This is a genomic window from Natrinema altunense (assembly GCF_000731985.1).
GTDB lineage: Archaea > Halobacteriota > Halobacteria > Halobacteriales > Natrialbaceae > Natrinema > Natrinema altunense.
This window is the reverse complement of sequence record NZ_JNCS01000001.1, coordinates 302,620-322,611: the sequence shown is the minus strand read 5'-3', so window position 1 is coordinate 322,611 and position 19,992 is coordinate 302,620. Positions and strand designations below refer to the sequence as shown.

The window sequence follows — 19,992 nt, the reverse complement described above, 5'->3', positions numbered from 1 at the left end:
GAGCCGACGCGAAGTCGAACGCTCGTCGACGCTCAGTCGCCGCCCACGCCGTCGTTGTCGGGCGTGTACGCCGCCGGCCCACACCCTAACGACCGATGTGGACAGTGTCGGCAGTGGTCTCCCGGCGTCGTCTCCGCGAACGACGGCTCGTCGACCGCCGCGAGCGTCTCGAGCACCGATTCCCACGACGGTAGCTCGCCGGGCTCGAGGAGGTCGACGCGAGGGCCGTCGATGTCGCCGACGTAGACGTAGCCGACGGCCGCGATCGGCTCGTCGAACCGCTCCTCGCAAGCCCGCGCGTAGAGCGACAACTGGGCGGCGTCGTCGGGGTCGATCCGCTCCGCGGTGGCCTTGTAGTCCAGCACCGCGAGCCCGCCGTCGGGGTGTTGCCGGACCGAGTCCACGTAGCCGACGATGTCCCCCGTCACGCCGGCCACGTCCTCGAGCGAGAAGGGGAGTTCCGCGGCCAGGGGCTCCCAGTCGGCGACCGGCGGCTCGAAGGCCGGCGCGGTCGCGTCGAAGTAGCGGTCGATGCAGGCGAGGACCGCATCGCGGTGTGCGAGCAGATCGCGGGCGGTGAGTTGTCGAACGGCGGCCTCGCGCCACGCTTCGCGGGTGCGATACTCGCGATGGAACGCCTCCTCGGCGACGTCGTGGAAGACGGTGCCGACGAGTCGCGACGCGGGCTCGTCGGTCGCTGCGGGCGACCCCCTGTTCGCCACGGCCGCCTGCTCGCCCATCGTGGCCGCCGGGTCGTCGATCGCTCGGACGACGTGATCGAGGTAGTGTTTCCGCGCGCAGGTCTCGTGGGTCTCCATCGCCGAGTAGCTGTGTCGCATCGCGACCGGCAGTTCCGTCGCCGTCGCGAGCGTGTCGACCGGGAACCGGACCGTATCCGTCGTCAGCGCCGAGAGTCGCCGACCGCTGGGGACTCGAGGCGATGCGTCCGCCGCCGCTCGGTCACCGCTTTCGGTCTCGAGCGAGCCGTGGCTCGCGGCGTCGGCCGCCGACAACAGCGTCCCGTCGCGGAGCAGTCGACCCAGCCGGTGGACCGTCTCGATCGCCGCGCGGGTCTCGAGGGGTTCGACGGGCCGCGCACCGTAGTCGGCGTAGTAGGTGATCGTGCCCGGACTCTCGCCGGCCGAGGCGGCGATCTCCTCGGTGCGATCGACCACGGTCTCGGGATAGACCTCCCGCACCCGCTCGAAGCTCTCGGTCAGCGACGCCCAGAGGTCCATCCGCTGACCGGTCACGGACCACTCGATGTCACTCGCCAGGCAGGTCTCGGCCGTCGCCGCCGCGAGTTCGTCGTCGCCGCCGTCGTACTCGTAGTCGGAGCCGAACACGAACAGGTGTTCCGCGGCTCGAGTGAGCGCGACGTGGAGCACGCGCCACTCCTCGGCGACTCGCTCGGTGGCGAGATCGGCGAGCAGGGGCGAGTCGACCGCGTCGTCGAGGGTGGCGGCCAGCAGCCGGTAGCGGGCCCGCTCGACGTAGTCGCCGTCGACGCACCACTCCTCGTCCGAGAGGTAGGGGACGAGGACGGTATCGAACTCGAGGCCCTTGGCCTGATGGACCGTCATCACGTCGACGCAGTCCGCGGAGCGAGTTCCCCGCGTTCGGTCGCTCCCGCCGCTTTGGAGGGTCCGTGTCAGCGCGTCCACGAACGCGGTCGACAGCGACTGGACGACGCCATCGGACTCGTAGGCTTCGACGAACCGCTCGAGGCGATCGAACCCGGCTCGCTCCTCGCTCGCACAGAACCACTCGATCCGGGTGAGCTCCCGGAACCGTCGAACGAACCCCGACAGCGGATAGACGTCTCGGAACCGCTCGAGTCGCTCGAGGTGGGTACGGACCGTCTCGAGTCGGTCGGGCTGTTCGAGGTCGAGCGCCGACAGGTCGCCGTTCGTCACGGCGTCGTACAGCGAACCGTCCCGTCGCTGCAGCGTCGCGAGGTCGTCGGCAGTGACGCGGTAGCGATAGAGCAGCACACGACGGAGGTGGGCGTCCGCGTCCGGTTCGACGAGCACTCTGAGATACGACAGGACGGTCCGCATCCCGGGCGAGATGTCGCCGTGTGGCGAGCCGGAGATTTCGTAGGGGATTTGCAACTCCTGCAGTTCGTCGGCGACCGCCTGCGCGTGGCGGTTGGTTCGGACGATGACGGCGATATCGCCGAGCGACCGCCGTGGGACGGTCGCCGCCTCGCCGTTGAGCAGCCGCGAGACCGTCGTCGCGACCTGCTCGGGCGTCGACTGGGGGACCTCGTCGCTCTCGACTTTGACGACGCGGTCCGGCGGCTCGTCCTCGTCGTAGCTGCCGGCCACTCGGCCGTCCTCCCGCAGCGTCTTCGAGGACTGCGGGCCGTAATCGCAGGCGTTGGTCAGGGCCAGGATCTCCTGTTGCGAGCGGAAGTTGAGTTCGAGTTCGATCGCCTCGTGGTCGTCGTAGGCGGCGGCCAGGCGATCGAGCCCCTCGCGGTCGGTCCCGCGCCAGCCGTAGATCGCCTGGTCCTTGTCGCCGATCGCGAGCAGGTCCGGCCGGTCGGGGCCGTCCGTGAGCTCGGTCACCAGGGCAAACTGGGTCGCGTCGGTGTCCTGGAACTCGTCGCAGTAGACCTGGGACCACTGACCGGTAATCTCGCTGGCGATGGCCTCGTCGTCGAGCAACCCGGTCGCCGTCCGCACCAGCTCGTCGAAGTCCATCGCCCGCTCGGCCTCGAGCACGTCGTGGTAGTCCGCGTAGACGTCGGCGTAGTGGCGGGCCAGCCGGAGGAACTCGACGTAGTGTTTCAATCGACCGAACGGCGTCTGTTCGATCCGGCTCGTCGCTTGCCCCCAAATTCGGTTGCCGAACAACGCCCGCGGCAGATGCTTCGTGGTCCGGTCCTCGAGCGAGAGCGCGTCGATCGTGTTGGTCACGCACTGCTGGAGCACCCGGAGGTAGCGGTCGATGTCCCGCACCAGATCGTCCTCGCGGAACTCGTCCGGTGCCTCCGCGATCTTCTCCCGGCAGTAGGAGACGAGTTTGCCGTAGTCGATCAGCGACTCCCGGGCCGTCTCGAGGTGCGTGTCCCGATTGAAGTAGCGCAGCGCCTCGGCCTCGAACGAGAGATCCTCGCCGGCGGTCCGCTCGAGCCGGAGGACGAACTCGTTGCACAGCTCGAGGGTCCGCACCGGCGGCAGTCCGGACTGCAGGTCGTCGGGCGTGATGTCCTCTCGGCTCATCGCCCGAATGAACCGGTCGATGGCATCGACGAGATCGGCCGGCGAGCCGTCGTTGCGGGTCGCGGCCGCGAAATCGTAGTCGTTGTCCGCGAGCAGGCGGTCGATGAGCCGGCGGCGGGTCCGTTCGGTGACGACGTCGAACTCCGGCGAGTAGCCCAGATAGTAGGCGTACTCGCGGACCAGCCGGTAACAGAAGGAGTGGTACGTGTAGACGTCGATCGCCGCGGCGGCGTCGGGCTCGAGGCGGTCGCTGACCGCCGCCCGAATGCTCGCGGCCGCCTCGTTCGCGAACGTTAGCACGAGTACGTCGTCGGGATCGACGTCGCCCCGCTCGATGGCGCGCTCGATCCGGAGCAGCATCGTCGTCGTCTTCCCGGTGCCGGCACCCGCGTCGACCGAGGTACAGGCCGCGTGGCTGTCGATGACCGCTTGCTGGTTCCCTTTGGGGTCGATATCCGCCGCCCCCGATTCGTCAGCCATCGAACCGCACCTCCCCTGCGATGTACTCCTGGCAGCAGACGGTGTACTCACAGTCCGGACAGGCGTGTTCCTCGATCCGCTCCCATCGGTCGGACGGATCGAAGGACCCCGCGAGCAGGCTCGCGGTCACTGTCTCGAGGCGGTCGTCGACGGTCTCGTTTCGGTGATCGTGTGTCATGCCGTAGGTGTGGTGGTCGACGTACACGTCGGTGAGATCGGCGACTTCGAGGCTCGTCTCGACGGTATCCTGAACCCAGTTTACCGTCGCTGCCGAGCGGTTGGCGAGGGGAATCTGGACGTACCGACAGGGTCGGTCGCCGAGTTCGAGCCGGTCGCGGAGGCCGCGGAGCCCGTCGATGACCACGGCGGTTTCGAGGAGCGAGCCGACGGGGTCCGGTTCGAACGTGGGCGACCCGTCGTCGAAGTGATCGGTGAAGCGGTCGGCGACGTCGCCTTCCCAGTCGGACCGGTAGCGAAGCCGACCGAGCGGCGCGAGCGTCGGGACGAACCGGACGCCGACGATCGACGAGCCGTCCCCGTAGACGTAGTCCACCGTCGCGTCGATCCGCACTCGCTCGGCCGCGTGTGGCCCGTCGGCGACGTCGACAGCGCTCGAGAGCGGCAGCGCCGGCCCGATCAGTTCGCCACGGGTCGCGTCGGCGTCCAGTCGCTCGATCCCGGCGGCGTGGTCCGTCCCGACGCGATCGAGGTACGCCGACAGCGTCGCCTCGAGCACCCGTCGCTCGTGACGGCGTTGGGTGCTGGAGTGAAACGGCTCGTCGTGATCGGTCCACAGCGTCGAGAGCCGATCGCTGGCGACGGCTTCGAGCGCTTCCCGATCGGTTTCGCCGCTCCGGAGTGCGTCACAGATGGCGGACCGCAGCACGTCCACGCGGTCGGCGACCGCGTCGTCGTCGCTCCCCGCGAGCCCGTGGACGTGGGCGAACTCGTATCGCCGCGGACAGTGAAGCGCGGTGCGGAGGCCGTCGACGTCGAGCGTGGCGGTCGCCGTGTCGTCAGTCATCGCGGACCACCTCGCCCGCGGCGAACTCGAACTGCGAGCGGATCGCCTCGGCGAGTTCGTCGTCGATATCGCCGTCTTCGAGCACGACCGCGATCTCCTCGAACAGCGCCTCGGTCGCGCCGAGATCGGCCTCGCCGCCGGTGCTGGCTTCCCGGAGCACCCGCTCGAGTTCGCCGCGGGGCTGGTCGAGCAACGCCTCGACGGCGTTCGTTTCGCCGTGAATCGCCGCGCCGGCCGCGGCGTCGACGTCCGCGAGCGTGAGACCGGGCGTCGACTCGAGCAGTTTCAGGTAGCGCGACTCGTCGTGGGTCCGCTGGAGGCCGCCGGCACCGCGCTCGTAGGAGCACAGGTAGAGGGCACGCTCGGCCGCGCGTGCACCGAGTGCGAGTCGCCTGCGGGACCGCTGGGCGTGGTAGGTCTCGAACGGGTCGCCGACCGCGGTCGCGTCGACCGGTGCGAACGTCTCCGCGGTCTCCCCGAGCGACGGGTCGGTGACCGCGGGATAAGCCGGCATGGTGCGAAGCCACGCCGACGGGAACAGTTGGGTGAGGAACTGCTCTCCCGGATAGGTCTCGTCGATCAGATCGAGCAGGAAAACCGCCTGCCGCGAATCGTACTTCAGGTCGTCGACGGCACAGACGGTGACGCCGCCGACCGGCGGCCGCGTCTCGACCGCGTGGACGTAGGGCGCGTCGTACCGGATCGTTCGCCGGAGCATTCGGCGCAGGCCCTGCCAGTCGGGTCCCACGAGATCCGTCTCCTCGACGAACCGGGCGATCTCGAGGACGCGTCTGATACCCTCGTACTGTTCGCGGGCGTCGACCCACGTTTCCTCGCGGGCGATTCGCCCCTTCAGGTCCGTTCGACCGATCCAGCGCTCGAGCGAACGGCGAACGCTCGCTCCATCGGTTTCGGAGAGCATGCGGGTCGAGAACTCGGGGACGCGAGCCCGGAGGCGATTCAGCGAGACCTCTCGAGGATCGCTCGATCCCCGCGACGGATCGCGATCGAGTCGCTCGAGCGCGTCGCTGTCGTCGTGGCGCTCGCACTGGCACGTGACGACCGCGTAGAGTTCGTTGACCGCGGGGTCCTCGGCCAGCGAGGGGGTCCCGATCGTCGCCGTCGGGACGCCGGCGTCCCGGAGGCGGCGTCTGGTCTCCGGTACCCGCTCGATCCGCGGCACGGCGACGGCGAACTCGTCGTAGGACCAGCCGTGGCGGTCCGATAACGACTGGATTTCGGTGGCGACTGCCCGAACCTGTTCGCGGGCGGTCTCGGTGCGGATGCGTCGGGCCCGACCGACCGGTCGCCCCGCAGCGGGTCCGGCGTCGGTATCGTTGCGTCCTTCCGGTCGGTCACCCGTCGCGAGGAACCGCGTGACGGGGTGATGTGGCGGTCCATCGGCAGTCTCGCCGGCGGAAACGGGCTCGAGCGGCTCGATCTCGAGGCCCGCGTCCCTCGCCACGTCCTCGAGACAGCCCGGTTCGACCCGGGTTCGTTCGACGCTGGCGTGGCGCTCGCCGATGCAGACGAGGTCGGCGTCGTCGGACAGCGCCGCGAGGTACCGGCGATCGAGGCGGCGGTACTCCTCGAATTCGACGGCGAAGACGGCGTCGAAGGAGGCGGTCACCCGGGACCGAACGCCGTCCGCGTCCGCCTCGAGCAGGTCGACCGCTCGCGGGATCACGTCCGCCCGCTCGACGTACCCTCGGTCCTCGAGTTCCGCGTGAAAGCGATCGTTCATCGCGTAGAGGAAGGCCAGACAGTCGTGGGGCGACTCGAGGTCGTCGAGGTCGAGCCGCTGGCGGGTCGCCGCGAGCAGCAGTTGTCCCACGTCGCGCGCGAAACTCTCGTGGTCGGCGGCACGCTCGAGGTAGTCGGGGACCGATCGGCTCGCGCCGTCGATGACGAGCGAAATGAGTTCGATACGCTCCTCGTACTCGAGGCGGTCCAGCGTCGGATCGTACTCCTCGATCGTTTTCGAGGCGTGTTCCGGCAGCGACTCGAGCCGGGGCGAGCGGGGTCCACCGTCGTTCCGCCCGCGACCGGCGTCGGCCAGCGCCTCGGCCACCGACTCGAGACCCGCCGGATGGCGTTTCAGGACCAGGACGTTCCGCGGCCCGTGTTCCGCGGCGAGGGCCGCGTACTCCGCGGCGACCGTCGCGAACACGTCGCTGCCCGGCGCGGGTGCGGGGAGGAGCTTACAGGTTCCGTCGAGTGTAGGCGGCGTGGCCATCGGTCGTACGTCACCGAGTATGGCGGAATTCGTATTTAAATGTGGGCACGATTCGATCCCGGTCGGCGAGCGGGGCCGATGGCCGCGGGTCGACGGCGACCGAGCCGGCTCGGGTGTCGCCCGATCCGTGTCAGCGTTTCGAACGGAGGTAGTCCGGCAACCCTTATAACGGATCCCGAGTACTGTAAGGTATGGAGGATATTTTCGTCGCTCGAGTCATGTCCTCGTCACTGCACACGGTGACGCCGGACACGCTCGTCGAGGACGCCGCGCAGGACATGCTCGACAACGAGATCGGTTCGGTCGTCGTCATCGACGACGACAACCGACTCGAGGGAATCCTGACGACGACGGACTTCGTTCGGATCGTCGCCGAACAGAAGCCGAAAGACCAGACCCCGGTTTCGAAGTACATGAGCAGCGACGTCGTGACGGCGTCCGCGCAGGACAGCATCCGCGACGCCGCCGACGTGATGGTCGAACGCGGCTTCCATCACATTCCGGTCGTCGACGAGGACGAGGGCGTCATCGGAATGGTCACCACGTCCGATCTGGCGGGTTACCTCTCGCGCGTCCAGTCGCCGAGCCCGGAGTAGCCGCCGGGCCGATCACTCGGGGTGAAAGCCGTCCTCGAGCCACCGCTCGAGCGAGTCGCCGCGACGCGGACTCGGCCGTGGCTCAGACCCCCAACCGAACCGGAGCACACACCCATCGCACGCCGCTGTGGAGTCAGGTGTGTGCCCCGTTCAGTGGCGACTGTCGTCCGGATCGGAATCGGTATGGCCGGGTGCATCCGCAGCGATGTCGTCGTCTTCGGTCATCCAGCGGACGATGTCGCCGAGTCGATCCCGTAACGTACGGGCTTCGGTCGGCGTCAGTTCGACGTCGGCGTGCCCCGTCCCGTGGTCCCCCGCCATCGCGTCGATACTGAGGACGACGCGGTGCTCGTCCGCGGATTCGGGCCGCACCGACACGTCGGCCCGGTCGGGATAGTCACGCGGCGGCCCCAGCTCGAGGTCGGTTTCCCCGCGTGTGACCCCGATCCGGACGCGCTCCGCACACTCGAGGTCGAACGAGTCCGTTCGGTCCCCCTCGACGGACCTCGGCTCCTCGGGTGGTGTGGTCTCTCTTCCCATATGTTTTCGTTCTCCGGCGACCCCCTTGGCTCTACGCCCGCTCGGCTCGCGTGGCGTCACTCGACGGCGAACATTTCGTCGTCCAACTGGCGGCCACCCGTCCAGCACTCGCGGGCGAACCACGCGAGATACCCCATCGCAAAGACGGTCATCGCAGCGGTGAGCAGCCACGTGCCGCTCCCGGTCTCGAGCGTGCGGAGTTGGGAGACGCCGAACGCCCCGGCACCGATCGCGAGTATCCAGATGCCGACCGCGGCGACGCGGGGCCAGCCGACGGTTCGACCGGCGACGGCGAGTCGTTCACGGGTTCCGGCCAGGAGGAGCACCACGCCGACGGCGGCGAGCCATCCGATCAGGAGCAGCATCGACGGAGCCGCCGCGTCGGCATTGACGACGAACAGCCCGGCTAACAGGAGCGTTGCAACCCCGCCGCCGGTGAATCCGTGGCGAACGACGGTCTTCAGTCCACTCATCGGTCGGTCGATTCGGCGGGGCCGAAGTTAGGTGTACTCACTCGACTCGAGTTAGTCGTCGTCCATCGGTGCGGTCACCGGTTCGACGCGCTCCCCGCGGGGCCATTCTTATTACGTTGCAATACGATGCAATACGCATGGAAAACGTCACTGCTCGGATGAGTTCCGAGGAACTGGATCTCCTCGACCGACTGGCGGAACAGCGAGACGGCGGGCGGAGCGATGCGATTCGGGAAGCGGTTCGACGCGGTGCGCGCGAGGAACTGATTCGCATCGCCCTCGAGCGGTACCGGGAGGGCGAAGTCGGCATGCGCGGCGCTGCGGAGATCGCCGATGTCTCGATCACGCGTATGATGCGTGAGGCCAACGAGCGTGGCGTTCTCTCGAACTACGACGAGGCCGACCTCGAATCCGACGCCGACGCGCTACGATGACCGGTGATGACCGAACACTGCTTGTCGACGCGAGTACGTTCATCACGCTCGCCGAAACCGGCTCGTGTCCGCTTCTCTACCGGACTCGAGGCCGAACGGCTCTTCCAGCCGCAGTACAGCGGGAGATAACGGACGATCCCGCGGCGAGCGAACTGGAGCGAGCCGTACGGTCGGCGGATGTCCACGTTCTCGATTCCATCGCCGACGACGATGCCCGATTGGAGGCCTACGAACGGGCGACGGAACACCTCGAGCAGTCCATCCGTACGTCCCCCGGAAACCCGGCCTGGACGGGCGATGTCGCGCTCCTCGGCGAGGCGCTCGAGCGGTCGGATGCGGTTGTCGTAACCGACGACAAACCCCTCCGAGACACCTGTAAAGCACTCTCGATTCCCGTGTCGGGATCGATCGGCATCCTCGTCCGCGCCGTCGAGCGGGGTGATATTACCGCCGATGCGGCGACGGACGTCCTCCTCGCGATGGACGAAACCGGGGCCAGATTGAGCGCACGACTGCTCCGGCGGGCCGAACGGTTGATCGAGGATGCCGCCTCCGACCGGTGACGAGCGGCGCTCGTCAATCGTCGTCCATCGGTGCGGTCACCGGTTCGACGCGCTCCCCGCGGGGCCCCTCGAGATCGATCGCCGGCAGTAGATCGCGCAGATAGCGACCGGTGTGGGAGTCCTCGAGTCGGGCGACGGCTTCGGGCGTCCCGGTGGCGACGATTTCGCCGCCGTGCTCGCCGCCTTCCGGGCCGAGGTCGATGATGTGATCGGCGTTCTTCACGAGGTCGAGTTCGTGTTCGATGACGACGACGGTGTTCCCGTTGTCGGTCAGTCGGTGGAGCACGTCGATGAGTTTGCGTTCGTCCTCGCTGTGGAGGCCGGTGGTGGGCTCGTCGAGCAGGTAGAGCGTCTCGCCGGAGTCTTTCTTCCCCAACTCCTCGGCGAGCTTGATTCGCTGGGCCTCCCCGCCCGAGAGCGTCGTCGAGGGCTGGCCGAGCTTCATGTAGTCCAGCCCGACGTCTTTCAGCAGTTCGAGCCGGCGGCGGATCTGGCTCGAGGACTCGAAGAAGTCGTAGGCCTCTTCGACGCTCATCTCGAGGACGTCGGCGATGGTCTTGCCCTTGTAGGTGACGTCGAGCGTGGCGTCGTTGTAGCGCGCGCCGTCGCACTCTTCACAGGGGACGTAGACGTCGCTCAGGAAGTTCATCTCGATTTTCACCGTTCCCTGGCCGCCACACTCCTCGCAGCGGCCGCCTTTGACGTTGAACGAGAACCGCCCCTTCTCGTAGCCCCGCTGCTTCGCGAGCTTCGTCGACGCGAACAGCTCCCGGATATAGTCGAAGACGCTGGTGTAAGTCGCGGGGTTCGACCGCGGCGTACGCCCGATCGGCGACTGGTCGATCAGGCGAACGGTCTCGATTTCGTCGAGCCCCTCGAGCGCGTCGTGCTCGCCCGGAATGACCGACGTGTTGTCGTTCATCTGGCGAGCGAGCCCCTTGTAGAACACCTCGTGCATGAGGGTTGATTTCCCGGAGCCGGAGACGCCCGTAATGGCCGTGAAACAGCCGATCGGGATGTCGACGTCCAGATCCTTCAGGTTGTGCTGGCGCGCACCACGGATCGTCAACGCGCCATCCGGATCGCGGCGTTCGTCGGGCACCGGGATCTGCCGCCGGCCGGAGAGGTAGTCGCCGGTCACGGAGTCCTCGGTGGCTTTGACCTCCTCGACGGGGCCGTTGGCGACGACCTCGCCGCCGCGCTTGCCGGGACCGGGCCCCATGTCGATGACGTTGTCCGCCCGCCGCATCGTCTCCTCGTCGTGTTCGACGACGAGCAGGGTGTTACCCAGATCGCGCAGTTCCTCGAGCGTGTCCAGCAGCCGGTCGTTGTCCCGCTGATGGAGGCCGATCGAGGGTTCGTCGAGCACGTAGAGGACGCCGACGAGACCGGACCCGATCTGCGTGGCGAGCCGAATGCGCTGGCTCTCGCCGCCCGAGAGCGTCGACGCCTCCCGATCGAGCGTGATGTAGTCGAGGCCGACCTCGCACATGAACCCGAGCCGCGCCCGGATCTCCTTGAGGATCTCCTCGGCGATCACCCGCTCGCGCTCGGTGAGGTCCGCTTCCATCGACTCGAAGTGGTCGCGAGCGTCGCCGATGCTCATCGCGTTGATCTCGGTGATCGAGGCGTCGTCGACCAGCACTGCGCGGCTGGCGGGCTTCAGCCGCGTGCCGTCACAGGCCGGACACTCCGTGACGGACATGTAGTCCTCGATGTGCTCGCGGGTCGAATCGGAGTCGGTCTCGATGTAGCGGCGCTCGAGGTTCGGAATGACGCCCTCGAATCGCTTTTGCTTCCGGCGCGTGCCGTTCTTGGTGCTCCGTTTGAATACCACTTCGCCGTCAGTGCCGTAGAGGAACGCCTGCTGGACGTCTTCCTCGAGATCCTCGAACGGCGTCGACAGCGAGACGCCGAAGTGTTCCGCGACGGCGTCCAACCGGGTCTGGTAGTACGAGCGGTTGTAGCTCCAGGGCTCGAAGACGTGTTTGAGCGGCTTGGACTCGTCCTGCAGGACGAGCGCCTCGTCGACTTCCTTGGTCTCGCCCAGGCCCTCACACTCGGGACAGGCACCGTGGGGCGAGTTGAACGAGAAGGACCGGGTCTCGATCTCGGGGATGTCGATCCCGCAGTGCGTACAGGCGAGGTCCTTCGAGAACTCGACGACGAACCGGTCGTTCTCCGCGGTCTCCTCGCCGAGCGCGCCGGTTCGGCGGGCTTCCTCGCCGAGGTCCGCGGCGACCTCCTCGGAGGCGTCCGGGAGGATGACCTTCAGGACGCCCTCGGCCTCGTCCAGCGCCGTCTCGACGCTGTCGATGATCCGCGGGCGGTCCTCGGCGGAGACCTTCACCCGATCGACGATCACGTCGACGGTGTGGTCGAAGTTCTCGTCGAGGTCGGGGTCGTCGAGCGTGAGGTCGTGTTCCTCGCCGTCGATCTCGACCCGGGCGTACCCCTCCGAGACGAGTTCCTCGAAGAGGTCCTCGAAGGCACCCTTCTGGTCGCGGACCACGGGTGCGGCGAGCTTGGCCTTGGTCCCCGCCGGGAGCTCGAGGATGCGCTCGACCATGTTTTGCGCACTCTGCTCGCCGACTTCACGGCCGCAGTCCGGACAGTGGGGCGTGCCGACGCGGGCGTAGAGCAGGCGCAGGTAGTCGTGCAGTTCCGTGACCGTCCCGACGGTCGAACGCGGGTTGTTCGCGGCGTTCTTCTGGTCGATCGAGATCGCCGGCGAGAGCCCTTCGACGGTCTCGACCTGCGGTTTGTCCATCTGGCCCAGGAAGTTCCGGGCGTAGGCCGAGAGGCTCTCGATGTACCGGCGCTGGCCCTCGGCGTAGACCGTCTCGAACGCCAGCGAGGACTTACCCGACCCCGAGAGGCCGGTGACGACCGTAAACGCCTCCCGTGGGATCGTGACGTCGATGTCTTTGAGGTTGTGCTCCTCCGCGCCGCGTACTTCGATGGAGTCCTTGCTCATCGTTCGATCGCAACTCGGGACTGTCTCTGCTGTCGACGCGGTTCCGGATTCATTGTATCCGAGTCAGTGGCCGCAGGGACTTAACGAGTCTGAAAGGGCAATAGCAAGACACACGTTACCACTAAACATTTACCCGTCCGCCGAACGCTCCCGCGGCGTCGAATCGGACTGACTCTCCCGGCGATCGTGCCACCACTGGCCGGCGATCGCCCCGGTCGCGACGGCCACCAGCCCGATGACGGTGACGACGTTTACCACCGGAAGCAGATAGAGGACGTTGACCGTGATCGCTCCGACGGCGAGCGCGAGCCACAGGTTCGGTTTCGGTCCTCGGCCGACCCGCCGGAGCAGCCTCGAGCCGAGGACGATGACGCCGACGGTGTTGGCGACTGTCAGCCCGATCGGGAACGCGAGCGCCAGCGCCTCGAGTCCGGTACCGACCGATGCCGGCACACCGGCCGCGACGAGGTACGACGCAGTGGCGGTGACGACCGCGAACGCGACACCGCCGCCGACCAGGACGCCGATGCCGATCACGCCCGTGGGTACCGGACGCTCGACGATCCGGGTCTCGAGCCGCCGGACCGACGACTGGGACACGGCGAGAACGACCGCCCCGATAGCGATCGTTCCGAGAACGTAGAGTCCGAACGCGAGCGCCAGTTCCTCGGGCGTCGCGGGATTCGTGACGACGTTCTCGAGGTCGCTCGGGGTGACGGCTGCAGGACCATGCGATCGAAGGGTGGTCAGGGTTGTGAGCGTGTCTGGATGGAGCATCCCGTGTTACAGGTTACGTGTGGCGGGACCGATGCCTTCAATCGGCGGGTTCTCGCGGTCCCACGCTGTGGCACCGGTCGCTTCCGTCGCGCTGTGTCGCCCGTCCCCTCGAGGACCGTGTTCCGACGCCGTTCGCGTCTCCGTCACCTCCGAGCGGCGACGGCCGCACCAAAGTGTCTTCGGCCGGCAGCCCCAAAGCCGACTATGAGCGACGACACCGCGGACGCACTCGCGGTCGAGGACTGCGTCGAGTACTGTCGCACCCAGGCGGGCCTGCTTTCGGGCAGTGTCGAGACGATGAACGACGAGGCCGACGCCCTCCTCGACGAGATCGACCAGGAGATGGCCGAGATTCGGTCGCGACTCGAGGCGTTGCCCGACGAGGTGGCGGCGACCGAAACGCCCTCGACCGCGGACGTGCCCGACGCCAGCGAGGTCGACGTCGCGGCGATCGAGGACCTACAGGCGGAACTCGAGGAAAAGCAACTCCTCGTCGAGGCGAAACAGGCCCGCATGCAGGCGTTTCAGGAACTGGCGGCCGGCTACACCGAACTGGCCGAGGAGTTGGCTTCGACCGTCGACGACGGACAGGAGGCACTGACCCGAATCATCGAGTTCGAGGCCGACGCCGACGCACCGGTGTACTTCGACGAGCGGGAAACGATGGTCGAGACCGCGGCCGCGGCGGCCGATTCGGGGTCCGAGTAGCCGAGCGAACGCCACGTCCAGTAGACGGACTCGCCGCGCCGGTGCGTTTTGCGCCCGGAACGTGTTATACAGGACACATTTCCGAACGTTCATCTATGGTAATGTCGTACCGTCAACACATGACGGTCGACTACGGCGAGCGCGAGAAGTCGTACGAACTCTATCGCAAGGGCAAGCGTGAGGGAACGTGGGACCCCGACGAGTACGATCTCGACGGGGATCGAGACGACTGGAACCGGTTCTCCGAGGCGGAGCGACAGCGGTTCCTCGCGACGTGCTCCGGGTTTTACGACGGCGAAGAGGACGTCACGCGGACGCTCGCGCCGTACATGATGGCGCTTGACGCGCTCCCCAACGACGAGATGCCCTTCGATACCGTCCAAGAGGAGATGTACCTTGCCCAGCAGGTCTACGAGGAGGCCAAACACACCGACTTCTTCAGCCGCTACTTCGAGGAGGTGTTCGGGACGCAGGAGACGACCCCCTACCGCGAGGGCGGGTATCAGGAACAGGGATACAGCACGGACGACCTCTACGACACCGCGGACGACCTGTTGGCGGCGATCGACGGCGGCGACCGAACCGAACTCGTCTACACGCTCGGCGAGGCCTACCTGAACTACATGGGCATCGTCGAGGCACAACTCGCCCGCGGCGGTTACCTGAGTTTCGACCAGATGATCGAACTGAAAGCCGCGGAGATGGGCCGCGAGGTCGTCCTCGAGTCGTTCCAGGCGGCGATCGGCAAGGTCCGGCAGGACGAGACGCGACACATCGAAAACGGACGCTGGATCTTACAACAACTGGCCGTGGCCGAACCCGACATCGTCGCGGACGTCTACGAACCGCGAATCGAGCGGTACGTCGAAAACCGGCTGCTTGCCGATCCCCTCTACGACGAGCAGCCCTTCGACGGCTACGACCAACAGAAGATCGGGTCACAACTCGTCCAGTACCTCCAGGATACCGTCGATTACATCGGTGCCGATCGGTTCGAACGGTACGACGACGTTCAAGCCGCCCTCCAGGAGCGCCAGGCCGCCGACTGACGCCACCTCGATGACCGGCTTCGACCGCCCATCTCCCGCCTCGAACAGCGCGTCTACGCCTCCCCGCACTGTCGAACCCGGAGACCGACACGCGGACCGCATCCGGCGTCGGTAGCGGCCGACTGACGGTTCCCGATCGTCGAGTCGCTCGAGTGTCCCCTCGGGATCGGTGACGATCGTCATCAGTAGTCATTGCGTGACCGCCCGCGAGTGCCACTTCATCGCCAAGAGGGGCCGTCCCTCGCGGGAGTATATAATCACCCACGATATACGGGGAATCGCCGAATCGGTTACCGTTCCACGGGAACCGTCGATACTATTGAACGTACGTCTACCATACGCTTACTCGAGGGGAAGAACGATGACCCAACCACAACTCAACCGACGGCGCGTATTGCAGGGGATCGGGGCAACCGGCGCGTTAGCAGTCGCCGGCTGTCTCGGTGGCGACACACAGGGGAGCAGTACGGAAGGCAACGAGCCGGCGGCTGAGAGCGGGCTACCGGCGGCCAAGTCCGTCGACGTCGATCGTATCGCGCGGGACCCTACGGACATCCCGGATCCAGTCGACTGGGACGAGCCCCGCGAACACGACGTCACGATTCGGACCGAGCGAGTGACCGCGGAGATCGAGCCGGGGGTCACCTTCGAGTACATGACCTTCGAGGGGCAGGTGCCGGGACCGATGCTCCGGGTTCGCCGTGGTGATCGGGTGAACCTGACCTTCGACGTGCCGGATGACCTGAACGTGGCCGCCCACAACATGGACTTCCACGCGGTCTACGGCCCCGGCGGCGGGGCCGACGCGACCACGATCGCGCCCGGCGACGACCCTACCCAGATCAGCTTCACGGCTGACTACGCGGGGGTGTTCATCTACCACTGCGCGATCCCGAACATGGACCAGCACATCAGCGCGGGCATGTTCGGCTCGATCCTCGTCGAACCCGAGGACGGTCTCCCCGAGGTCGACAACGAGTTCTACCTCGGCCAGCACGAGATCTACACGGACGGCGACCTCGGCGAGGAGGGCCACCACGGCTTCGACTTCGATGCGATGCTCAAAGAGGAGCCGACCTACGTCGTCTTCAACGGCCAAGCCTACGGCTTCACCCCCGACGGCGGCGTCCCCATGGCGGCCAACACCGGCGAAACAGCCCGGGTGTACTTCGCCAACGGCGGCCCGAACCTCCTGAGTTCCTGGCACGCCATCGGCAACGTCTGGAGCCGTTTCTACCGCGACGGCGACCTCCTGACCGACCCCGACCGCAACGTCGAAACCGCACCCGTCGCCCCCGGCACCACCGCCGCGGCCGAAATGGAGTTCCCCGTCCCCGGCCCCGTCAAGATCGTCGACCACGCCCTCACCCGCGCCGCTCGCCGCGGCGCCCTCGGCGTCGTCGACGTCACCGGCGACCCCACCCGAGACATCTACGACGCAGATCCGTAACGGCACCCGCCCGCCCGCTCGAGTAGTCGCGTGCGGACCGGATCCGTCGGTGCCTTCCCGTTCCCCGGAAACGGTGCTGTATACTTATACCGGTTCGGACGCCAGTTGCACCCGATGGTGTTCGCCCCGATTCCGTCGATTACGTTCGATGCCAGTGATCCGGCCGCGACGGTCGCGATCGGACGGCTGTTCGCGTATCTCGCGATGGGCGTCGCAGCAGTGGTGTTGCTCTATTACGCGACGATCTACGTCCGGGACGTCCTCGCGGTCGAGGCGCACACCGAACAGTGGTACCTCCTGATCGGGATCGGTGCGGCGATCGTTTACGCCGTCGCCGGCATCGCCTCGCTGTTGCTCGAGCCCGACTGGATCCGCCGGTTCGTCGACGGCGCGATCCTGTTTTTCATCCTCTTTCTCGCGCTGGCGATCCGCGCGATGTACCACGACCAGCCGACCGGGGGCGATCGCTCCCGGTTGCTGCCCGTGTGGGCGGACTACGTCGTGATCGTCGGCTTCGTCGCTGCCTGGTGGGGGACGTTCCTCGTCGAGACGTCCTCGACCCGGCTGGTTGTCGCGGTCGGCTGGGTCGTCACCTCCGCGTGGGCGGTCCTCTACGGGGTTCGGGCCGTCCGCGTCCACGAGGGAACGACGTTCGCCGCGCTGACCCGGCACCTGCTGCCGGCGATCGTCTGCGTCGCGGCGATCGTGTTCGTCGACTTGGTGACGAGTTACGCGACCGGGTACGGTGCGCTCGCCGACGCCACGTGGCTCGTCGGAACGTCGCTCGTCGCCGCCTTCCTGTTCAATACGGCCGTCGCGATACGCCAGCAGGGCGGCGAACTCGAGCGCCTCTACGACTGGACGACCTGGCGCGAACAGTCGTTCGACGACGGGTCCCTCGAGTAGTCCCGCGTCCGATTCGGGGTTAGAGTTCGCCCCGCAGGACGACCTCGTCGTCGACCCGCTGGAGCATGTCCTCGGTGACGACGTAGTCCTCGTCGTCTTCCCCCTCCCAGCCGACGGCGGCGAGCACGTGCTCCGCCAGACTGGGGTCGGGATCGACCGCGGCTGTCCCGTCCTCGACTTTCGCGACGAGGCCCAGTTTCTTTCCGTCGGCGTCGACCACGGTCTTGCCGACCGCGTCGTCGGTCAGTGATACTGCCATATCCGCTCTCTACCGCGACCAGCCGGGTAAACGAACGGCCGTCCCGTGCCGGCGTCCCATCGGGACCGTCCCGTCCGATCCACGACGGTCCGGTTCGACTGCACGCGCGACCCGGGACTATTTGTCGCTAGCGGCCGACGATACAGCCGACGCGTTCGATCGGACTCCGATCGCGTCGCGTTTTCACCCACCATGACACAGACACTCGAGATCAGCGACGACCTCAAGGATCGACTCGACAGTCACTGCGAGGACGGGCAATCAGCCGAGGAACTCATCGCTGAACTGGTCTCGATGTACGAGACCGAAGGGGCGTTCCTGCAGGAAGGCTACTCCGAGTAAGGAATAGGGATCGAGTACCCGTTCTTCGCCGCCAACTTCCCGACCGTCGACTCGTCGCCGAGCGGACCGACGGGACGTCGCCCACGCGTTCGACTGCGGCGTCGACGTGACCGGAGCGGCCTCCGCGGCCGTCGGGGCGTCGGACCGCAGCCAGGCTGCGGTCGATCGTGACCGCCGCCGGTGACTGACGGCCGCCTCGCGTCGCTTCCCGATGTCCGCTCGTCGTTTCCGCCGCCAGTCACCGGGCCGCCGAGCCCCGGACGATCGAATGTGGTTGAGGACGACACTCAAGTGGGTGCTCCCCGTAGCGGTCGATATGCACCTGCTGGTCGCGCTCGACGACTCGGAGCCGGGGTGGGCGGCACTCGAGTTCGCGTGTTCCGAACACCCCGACGACGCGCTCACGGCCGTCCACGCCGTCGATCCGACCAACAGCGGCTACGGCGAGGTGGCACACCTCGGCCCGGACGTGTTACTCGAGCGCCAGCGGGAGGCCGCTCGGGAACTGCTCGCGGACGCCGAGGACCGCGCGGCCGACTACGGCTGTGCGCTCGAGACGGAGACGATCGTCGGCCAGCCGTCCGTCGCGATCGTCGACTACGCGACGACCAACGACGTGGACCGAATCATCGTCGGCAGTCACGGCCGAACCGGAGTCTCGAGGGTGTTACTCGGCAGCGTCGCGGAGCGGGTCGCGCGACGGGCCCCCGTTCCGGTGACGATCGTCCGTTAGAGAGCGGCTCGCCCCGTCGAACGACGGCCTCGGGTGTGCTGCTCAGTATCCGTTTTCGTCCCGCTCGAACCGTTCGGACGGAAAGCATTTACCGGTGACCGAATAGTGTTCGACACACTATATGTCCCCGTCACTGCGGCGCAGACAGGTACTCGGTGCAGTCGCCGCGACTGTTCCAGCGGTGGTCGCCGGCTGCTCGGGTCACGGCCCACACATGGAGATGCGGGAGACGGCCGACGATGCCCTCCTCTCGAACGCGGTCAGGACGATCCCAGTCGATACCACGTCCGATAGACTCCGTCCGATCGTCGAAACGATCGAACGCGGAACCCACAAACGAAACAGCCCCTCCCCGGAGCCACAGCCGCGGCCCGCGATACCGGACGCCGGATCGTCGGTCGACCGGCCGCTCGAGTACGATGGGGCGTACTACACGCTCTCGCTGACCAACACGGTCGAACGGATGTTGACCGAAGCGGAAGTCCGGGTCACCGCGGCGACGACGCCGTCCGACGACGCGACGAACGCGGTCGAATACGAGACGCTGTCGGAGAAAGACAGCACAGCGCTTCGTGGCGCTCTCCCGCCGGAAACCGGGGACCGGGAGTACGAATCCGTTCACGAATACTACGACACACAGGAGGTGAACGCGTCAGTCCTCGTTCCGGAGATGGAATACGATGCGGTCATCCGGGACGGACAGCGCTATCCGGTCGAACTGGCGAGCACCGAAGAGAGACAGGGATACACCTACCATTACGAAGCCGAGCGCGTCGCGTCGACGGACGACGACTTCCTGGCCTGGCTTCGCTCGAACTATCGGTTCGAACTGACCGGGCTTTCGGACGCCGAGGGGAAAATCGTCACCGAGGCGATCGAGGAGAGCAGGTACACCGGTGATAAGGGGGACGACGCGTTTCGGTCGCTATCCGACCGCTTTCTCTCGCACCCCGCGCTCGAGCGAGACGAGGAGACCGGGGACTGGTTCGTCCGGTACGACGGCACCGAGTACATCGCGGCACTCAGGCCACCACAAGCGTACGAGTGACCGGGCTCGCGTCCGGTCGTAGTGTGTCCACTGGCTCGAACGGACCGTTCCGCTCGCGTCGGTCGCGTGACGCCTCTCGCCCGCGACCGACGCTGTGGTCGGGGTCCGACGCGTTTCCGGTCCCAGGGCCGATGCTCAAGGGATTCCGCCACGTACCGGCGACCGTA

At 67.0% G+C, this 19,992-nt stretch carries 18 protein-coding genes; 10 read left to right on the top strand and 8 right to left on the bottom strand.

Annotated features, from left to right (window positions below):
- Window positions 1-32: 32 nt before the first annotated feature.
- From ALTAJ2_RS01720 to ALTAJ2_RS01710, 3 genes are read right to left on the bottom strand one after another with little or no spacing between them, the layout of a single operon-like run.
- Window positions 33-3,710: a UvrD-helicase domain-containing protein gene (locus ALTAJ2_RS01720; protein WP_007110568.1), complete on the bottom strand. Its 3,678-nt coding sequence runs from the start codon at window positions 3,708-3,710 to the stop codon at window positions 33-35.
- On the bottom strand, window positions 3,703-4,734 hold the full coding sequence (locus ALTAJ2_RS01715) for a PD-(D/E)XK nuclease family protein (RefSeq protein ID WP_007110569.1): 1,032 nt from the start codon (window positions 4,732-4,734) through the stop codon (window positions 3,703-3,705). The genes ALTAJ2_RS01720 and ALTAJ2_RS01715 overlap by 8 nt, the downstream gene beginning before the upstream one ends.
- Entirely contained in the window at window positions 4,727-6,970 is a 2,244-nt protein-coding gene (locus tag ALTAJ2_RS01710; protein WP_007110570.1) for a PD-(D/E)XK nuclease family protein, read from the bottom strand. Before ALTAJ2_RS01710 ends, ALTAJ2_RS01715 begins: the two co-directional genes overlap by 8 nt.
- A gap of 191 nt (window positions 6,971-7,161) precedes the next feature.
- On the opposite strand from ALTAJ2_RS01710, the gene ALTAJ2_RS01705 reads away from it, so the two are divergent.
- Entirely contained in the window at window positions 7,162-7,566 is a 405-nt protein-coding gene (locus ALTAJ2_RS01705; protein ID WP_007110571.1) for a CBS domain-containing protein, read from the top strand.
- 150 nt (window positions 7,567-7,716) lie between these two features.
- Here ALTAJ2_RS01705 and ALTAJ2_RS01700 read toward each other — a convergent pair whose 3' ends face one another.
- Complete coding sequence (locus tag ALTAJ2_RS01700) at window positions 7,717-8,106, bottom strand: hypothetical protein (protein WP_007110572.1); 390 nt, start codon at window positions 8,104-8,106, stop codon at window positions 7,717-7,719.
- Window positions 8,107-8,162: 56 nt separating this feature from the next.
- Window positions 8,163-8,579, bottom strand: coding sequence for a hypothetical protein (locus ALTAJ2_RS01695; protein ID WP_007110573.1), 417 nt, complete (start codon window positions 8,577-8,579; stop codon window positions 8,163-8,165).
- Window positions 8,580-8,716: 137 nt separating this feature from the next.
- Here ALTAJ2_RS01695 and ALTAJ2_RS01690 point away from each other — a divergent pair, with 137 nt between their 5' ends.
- Window positions 8,717-9,013 (top strand): UPF0175 family protein, encoded by a 297-nt coding sequence (locus tag ALTAJ2_RS01690; RefSeq protein WP_007110574.1) that lies wholly within the window; start codon window positions 8,717-8,719, stop codon window positions 9,011-9,013.
- The gene (locus ALTAJ2_RS01685; RefSeq protein WP_007110575.1) at window positions 9,010-9,576 is read left to right on the top strand and encodes a DUF3368 domain-containing protein; all 567 of its coding nucleotides are present in this window, start codon (window positions 9,010-9,012) and stop codon (window positions 9,574-9,576) included. The genes ALTAJ2_RS01690 and ALTAJ2_RS01685 overlap by 4 nt, the downstream gene beginning before the upstream one ends.
- Window positions 9,577-9,589: 13 nt before the next feature.
- Here ALTAJ2_RS01685 and uvrA read toward each other — a convergent pair whose 3' ends face one another.
- Together uvrA and ALTAJ2_RS01675 are read right to left on the bottom strand one after the other, a co-directional pair.
- A complete protein-coding gene (gene uvrA, locus ALTAJ2_RS01680) occupies window positions 9,590-12,553 on the bottom strand; it encodes an excinuclease ABC subunit UvrA (RefSeq protein WP_007110576.1) in 2,964 nt (987 codons plus the stop codon).
- 129 nt (window positions 12,554-12,682) lie between these two features.
- Window positions 12,683-13,330, bottom strand: a complete 648-nt coding sequence (locus tag ALTAJ2_RS01675) for a hypothetical protein (RefSeq protein ID WP_007110577.1) — start codon at window positions 13,328-13,330, stop codon at window positions 12,683-12,685.
- Between the two features lie 204 nt (window positions 13,331-13,534).
- On the opposite strand from ALTAJ2_RS01675, the gene ALTAJ2_RS01670 reads away from it, so the two are divergent.
- From ALTAJ2_RS01670 to ALTAJ2_RS01655, 4 genes are all read left to right on the top strand, one after another.
- Window positions 13,535-14,038 carry a hypothetical protein gene (locus ALTAJ2_RS01670; protein ID WP_007110578.1) on the top strand — a complete coding sequence of 168 codons (504 nt, stop codon included), beginning with the start codon at window positions 13,535-13,537 and terminating at the stop codon, window positions 14,036-14,038.
- Window positions 14,039-14,157: 119 nt separating this feature from the next.
- The gene (locus ALTAJ2_RS01665) at window positions 14,158-15,087 is read left to right on the top strand and encodes a ferritin family protein (RefSeq protein ID WP_049900914.1); all 930 of its coding nucleotides are present in this window, start codon (window positions 14,158-14,160) and stop codon (window positions 15,085-15,087) included.
- A 361-nt stretch (window positions 15,088-15,448) separates the two neighbouring features.
- Window positions 15,449-16,537, top strand: a complete 1,089-nt coding sequence (gene nirK, locus ALTAJ2_RS01660; protein WP_050031412.1) for a copper-containing nitrite reductase — start codon at window positions 15,449-15,451, stop codon at window positions 16,535-16,537.
- Between the two features lie 114 nt (window positions 16,538-16,651).
- Window positions 16,652-17,443 (top strand): hypothetical protein, encoded by a 792-nt coding sequence (locus ALTAJ2_RS01655; protein ID WP_007110580.1) that lies wholly within the window; start codon window positions 16,652-16,654, stop codon window positions 17,441-17,443.
- Between the two features lie 19 nt (window positions 17,444-17,462).
- Here the strand turns inward: ALTAJ2_RS01655 and ALTAJ2_RS01650 are convergent, their stop codons facing one another.
- Window positions 17,463-17,702: a hypothetical protein gene (locus tag ALTAJ2_RS01650; protein WP_007110581.1), complete on the bottom strand. Its 240-nt coding sequence runs from the start codon at window positions 17,700-17,702 to the stop codon at window positions 17,463-17,465.
- 192 nt (window positions 17,703-17,894) lie between these two features.
- On the opposite strand from ALTAJ2_RS01650, the gene ALTAJ2_RS19530 reads away from it, so the two are divergent.
- From ALTAJ2_RS19530 to ALTAJ2_RS01640, 3 genes are all read left to right on the top strand, one after another.
- The gene (locus tag ALTAJ2_RS19530; protein WP_007110582.1) at window positions 17,895-18,044 is read left to right on the top strand and encodes a DUF7557 family protein; all 150 of its coding nucleotides are present in this window, start codon (window positions 17,895-17,897) and stop codon (window positions 18,042-18,044) included.
- A 316-nt stretch (window positions 18,045-18,360) separates the two neighbouring features.
- Entirely contained in the window at window positions 18,361-18,777 is a 417-nt protein-coding gene (locus ALTAJ2_RS01645; protein WP_049900894.1) for a universal stress protein, read from the top strand.
- 121 nt (window positions 18,778-18,898) lie between these two features.
- Entirely contained in the window at window positions 18,899-19,825 is a 927-nt protein-coding gene (locus ALTAJ2_RS01640) for a hypothetical protein (protein ID WP_239647682.1), read from the top strand.
- Window positions 19,826-19,992 lie beyond the last annotated feature (167 nt).

Excerpts from the sequence above, each read along its gene's own strand:
- ALTAJ2_RS01720 (WP_007110568.1), bottom strand. The coding sequence starts at position 3,710 with ATGGCTGACGAATCGGGGGCGGCGGATATCGACCCCAAAGGGAACCAG.
- ALTAJ2_RS01715 (WP_007110569.1), bottom strand. The coding sequence starts at position 4,734 with ATGACTGACGACACGGCGACCGCCACGCTCGACGTCGACGGCCTCCGC.
- ALTAJ2_RS01710 (WP_007110570.1), bottom strand. The coding sequence starts at position 6,970 with ATGGCCACGCCGCCTACACTCGACGGAACCTGTAAGCTCCTCCCCGCA.
- ALTAJ2_RS01705 (WP_007110571.1), top strand. The coding sequence starts at position 7,162 with ATGGAGGATATTTTCGTCGCTCGAGTCATGTCCTCGTCACTGCACACG.
- ALTAJ2_RS01700 (WP_007110572.1), bottom strand. The coding sequence starts at position 8,106 with ATGGGAAGAGAGACCACACCACCCGAGGAGCCGAGGTCCGTCGAGGGG.
- ALTAJ2_RS01695 (WP_007110573.1), bottom strand. The coding sequence starts at position 8,579 with ATGAGTGGACTGAAGACCGTCGTTCGCCACGGATTCACCGGCGGCGGG.
- ALTAJ2_RS01690 (WP_007110574.1), top strand. The coding sequence starts at position 8,717 with ATGGAAAACGTCACTGCTCGGATGAGTTCCGAGGAACTGGATCTCCTC.
- ALTAJ2_RS01685 (WP_007110575.1), top strand. The coding sequence starts at position 9,010 with ATGACCGGTGATGACCGAACACTGCTTGTCGACGCGAGTACGTTCATC.
- uvrA (WP_007110576.1), bottom strand. The coding sequence starts at position 12,553 with ATGAGCAAGGACTCCATCGAAGTACGCGGCGCGGAGGAGCACAACCTC.
- ALTAJ2_RS01675 (WP_007110577.1), bottom strand. The coding sequence starts at position 13,330 with ATGCTCCATCCAGACACGCTCACAACCCTGACCACCCTTCGATCGCAT.
- ALTAJ2_RS01670 (WP_007110578.1), top strand. The coding sequence starts at position 13,535 with ATGAGCGACGACACCGCGGACGCACTCGCGGTCGAGGACTGCGTCGAG.
- ALTAJ2_RS01665 (WP_049900914.1), top strand. The coding sequence starts at position 14,158 with ATGACGGTCGACTACGGCGAGCGCGAGAAGTCGTACGAACTCTATCGC.
- nirK (WP_050031412.1), top strand. The coding sequence starts at position 15,449 with ATGACCCAACCACAACTCAACCGACGGCGCGTATTGCAGGGGATCGGG.
- ALTAJ2_RS01655 (WP_007110580.1), top strand. The coding sequence starts at position 16,652 with ATGGTGTTCGCCCCGATTCCGTCGATTACGTTCGATGCCAGTGATCCG.
- ALTAJ2_RS01650 (WP_007110581.1), bottom strand. The coding sequence starts at position 17,702 with ATGGCAGTATCACTGACCGACGACGCGGTCGGCAAGACCGTGGTCGAC.
- ALTAJ2_RS19530 (WP_007110582.1), top strand. The coding sequence starts at position 17,895 with ATGACACAGACACTCGAGATCAGCGACGACCTCAAGGATCGACTCGAC.
- ALTAJ2_RS01645 (WP_049900894.1), top strand. The coding sequence starts at position 18,361 with ATGCACCTGCTGGTCGCGCTCGACGACTCGGAGCCGGGGTGGGCGGCA.
- ALTAJ2_RS01640 (WP_239647682.1), top strand. The coding sequence starts at position 18,899 with ATGTCCCCGTCACTGCGGCGCAGACAGGTACTCGGTGCAGTCGCCGCG.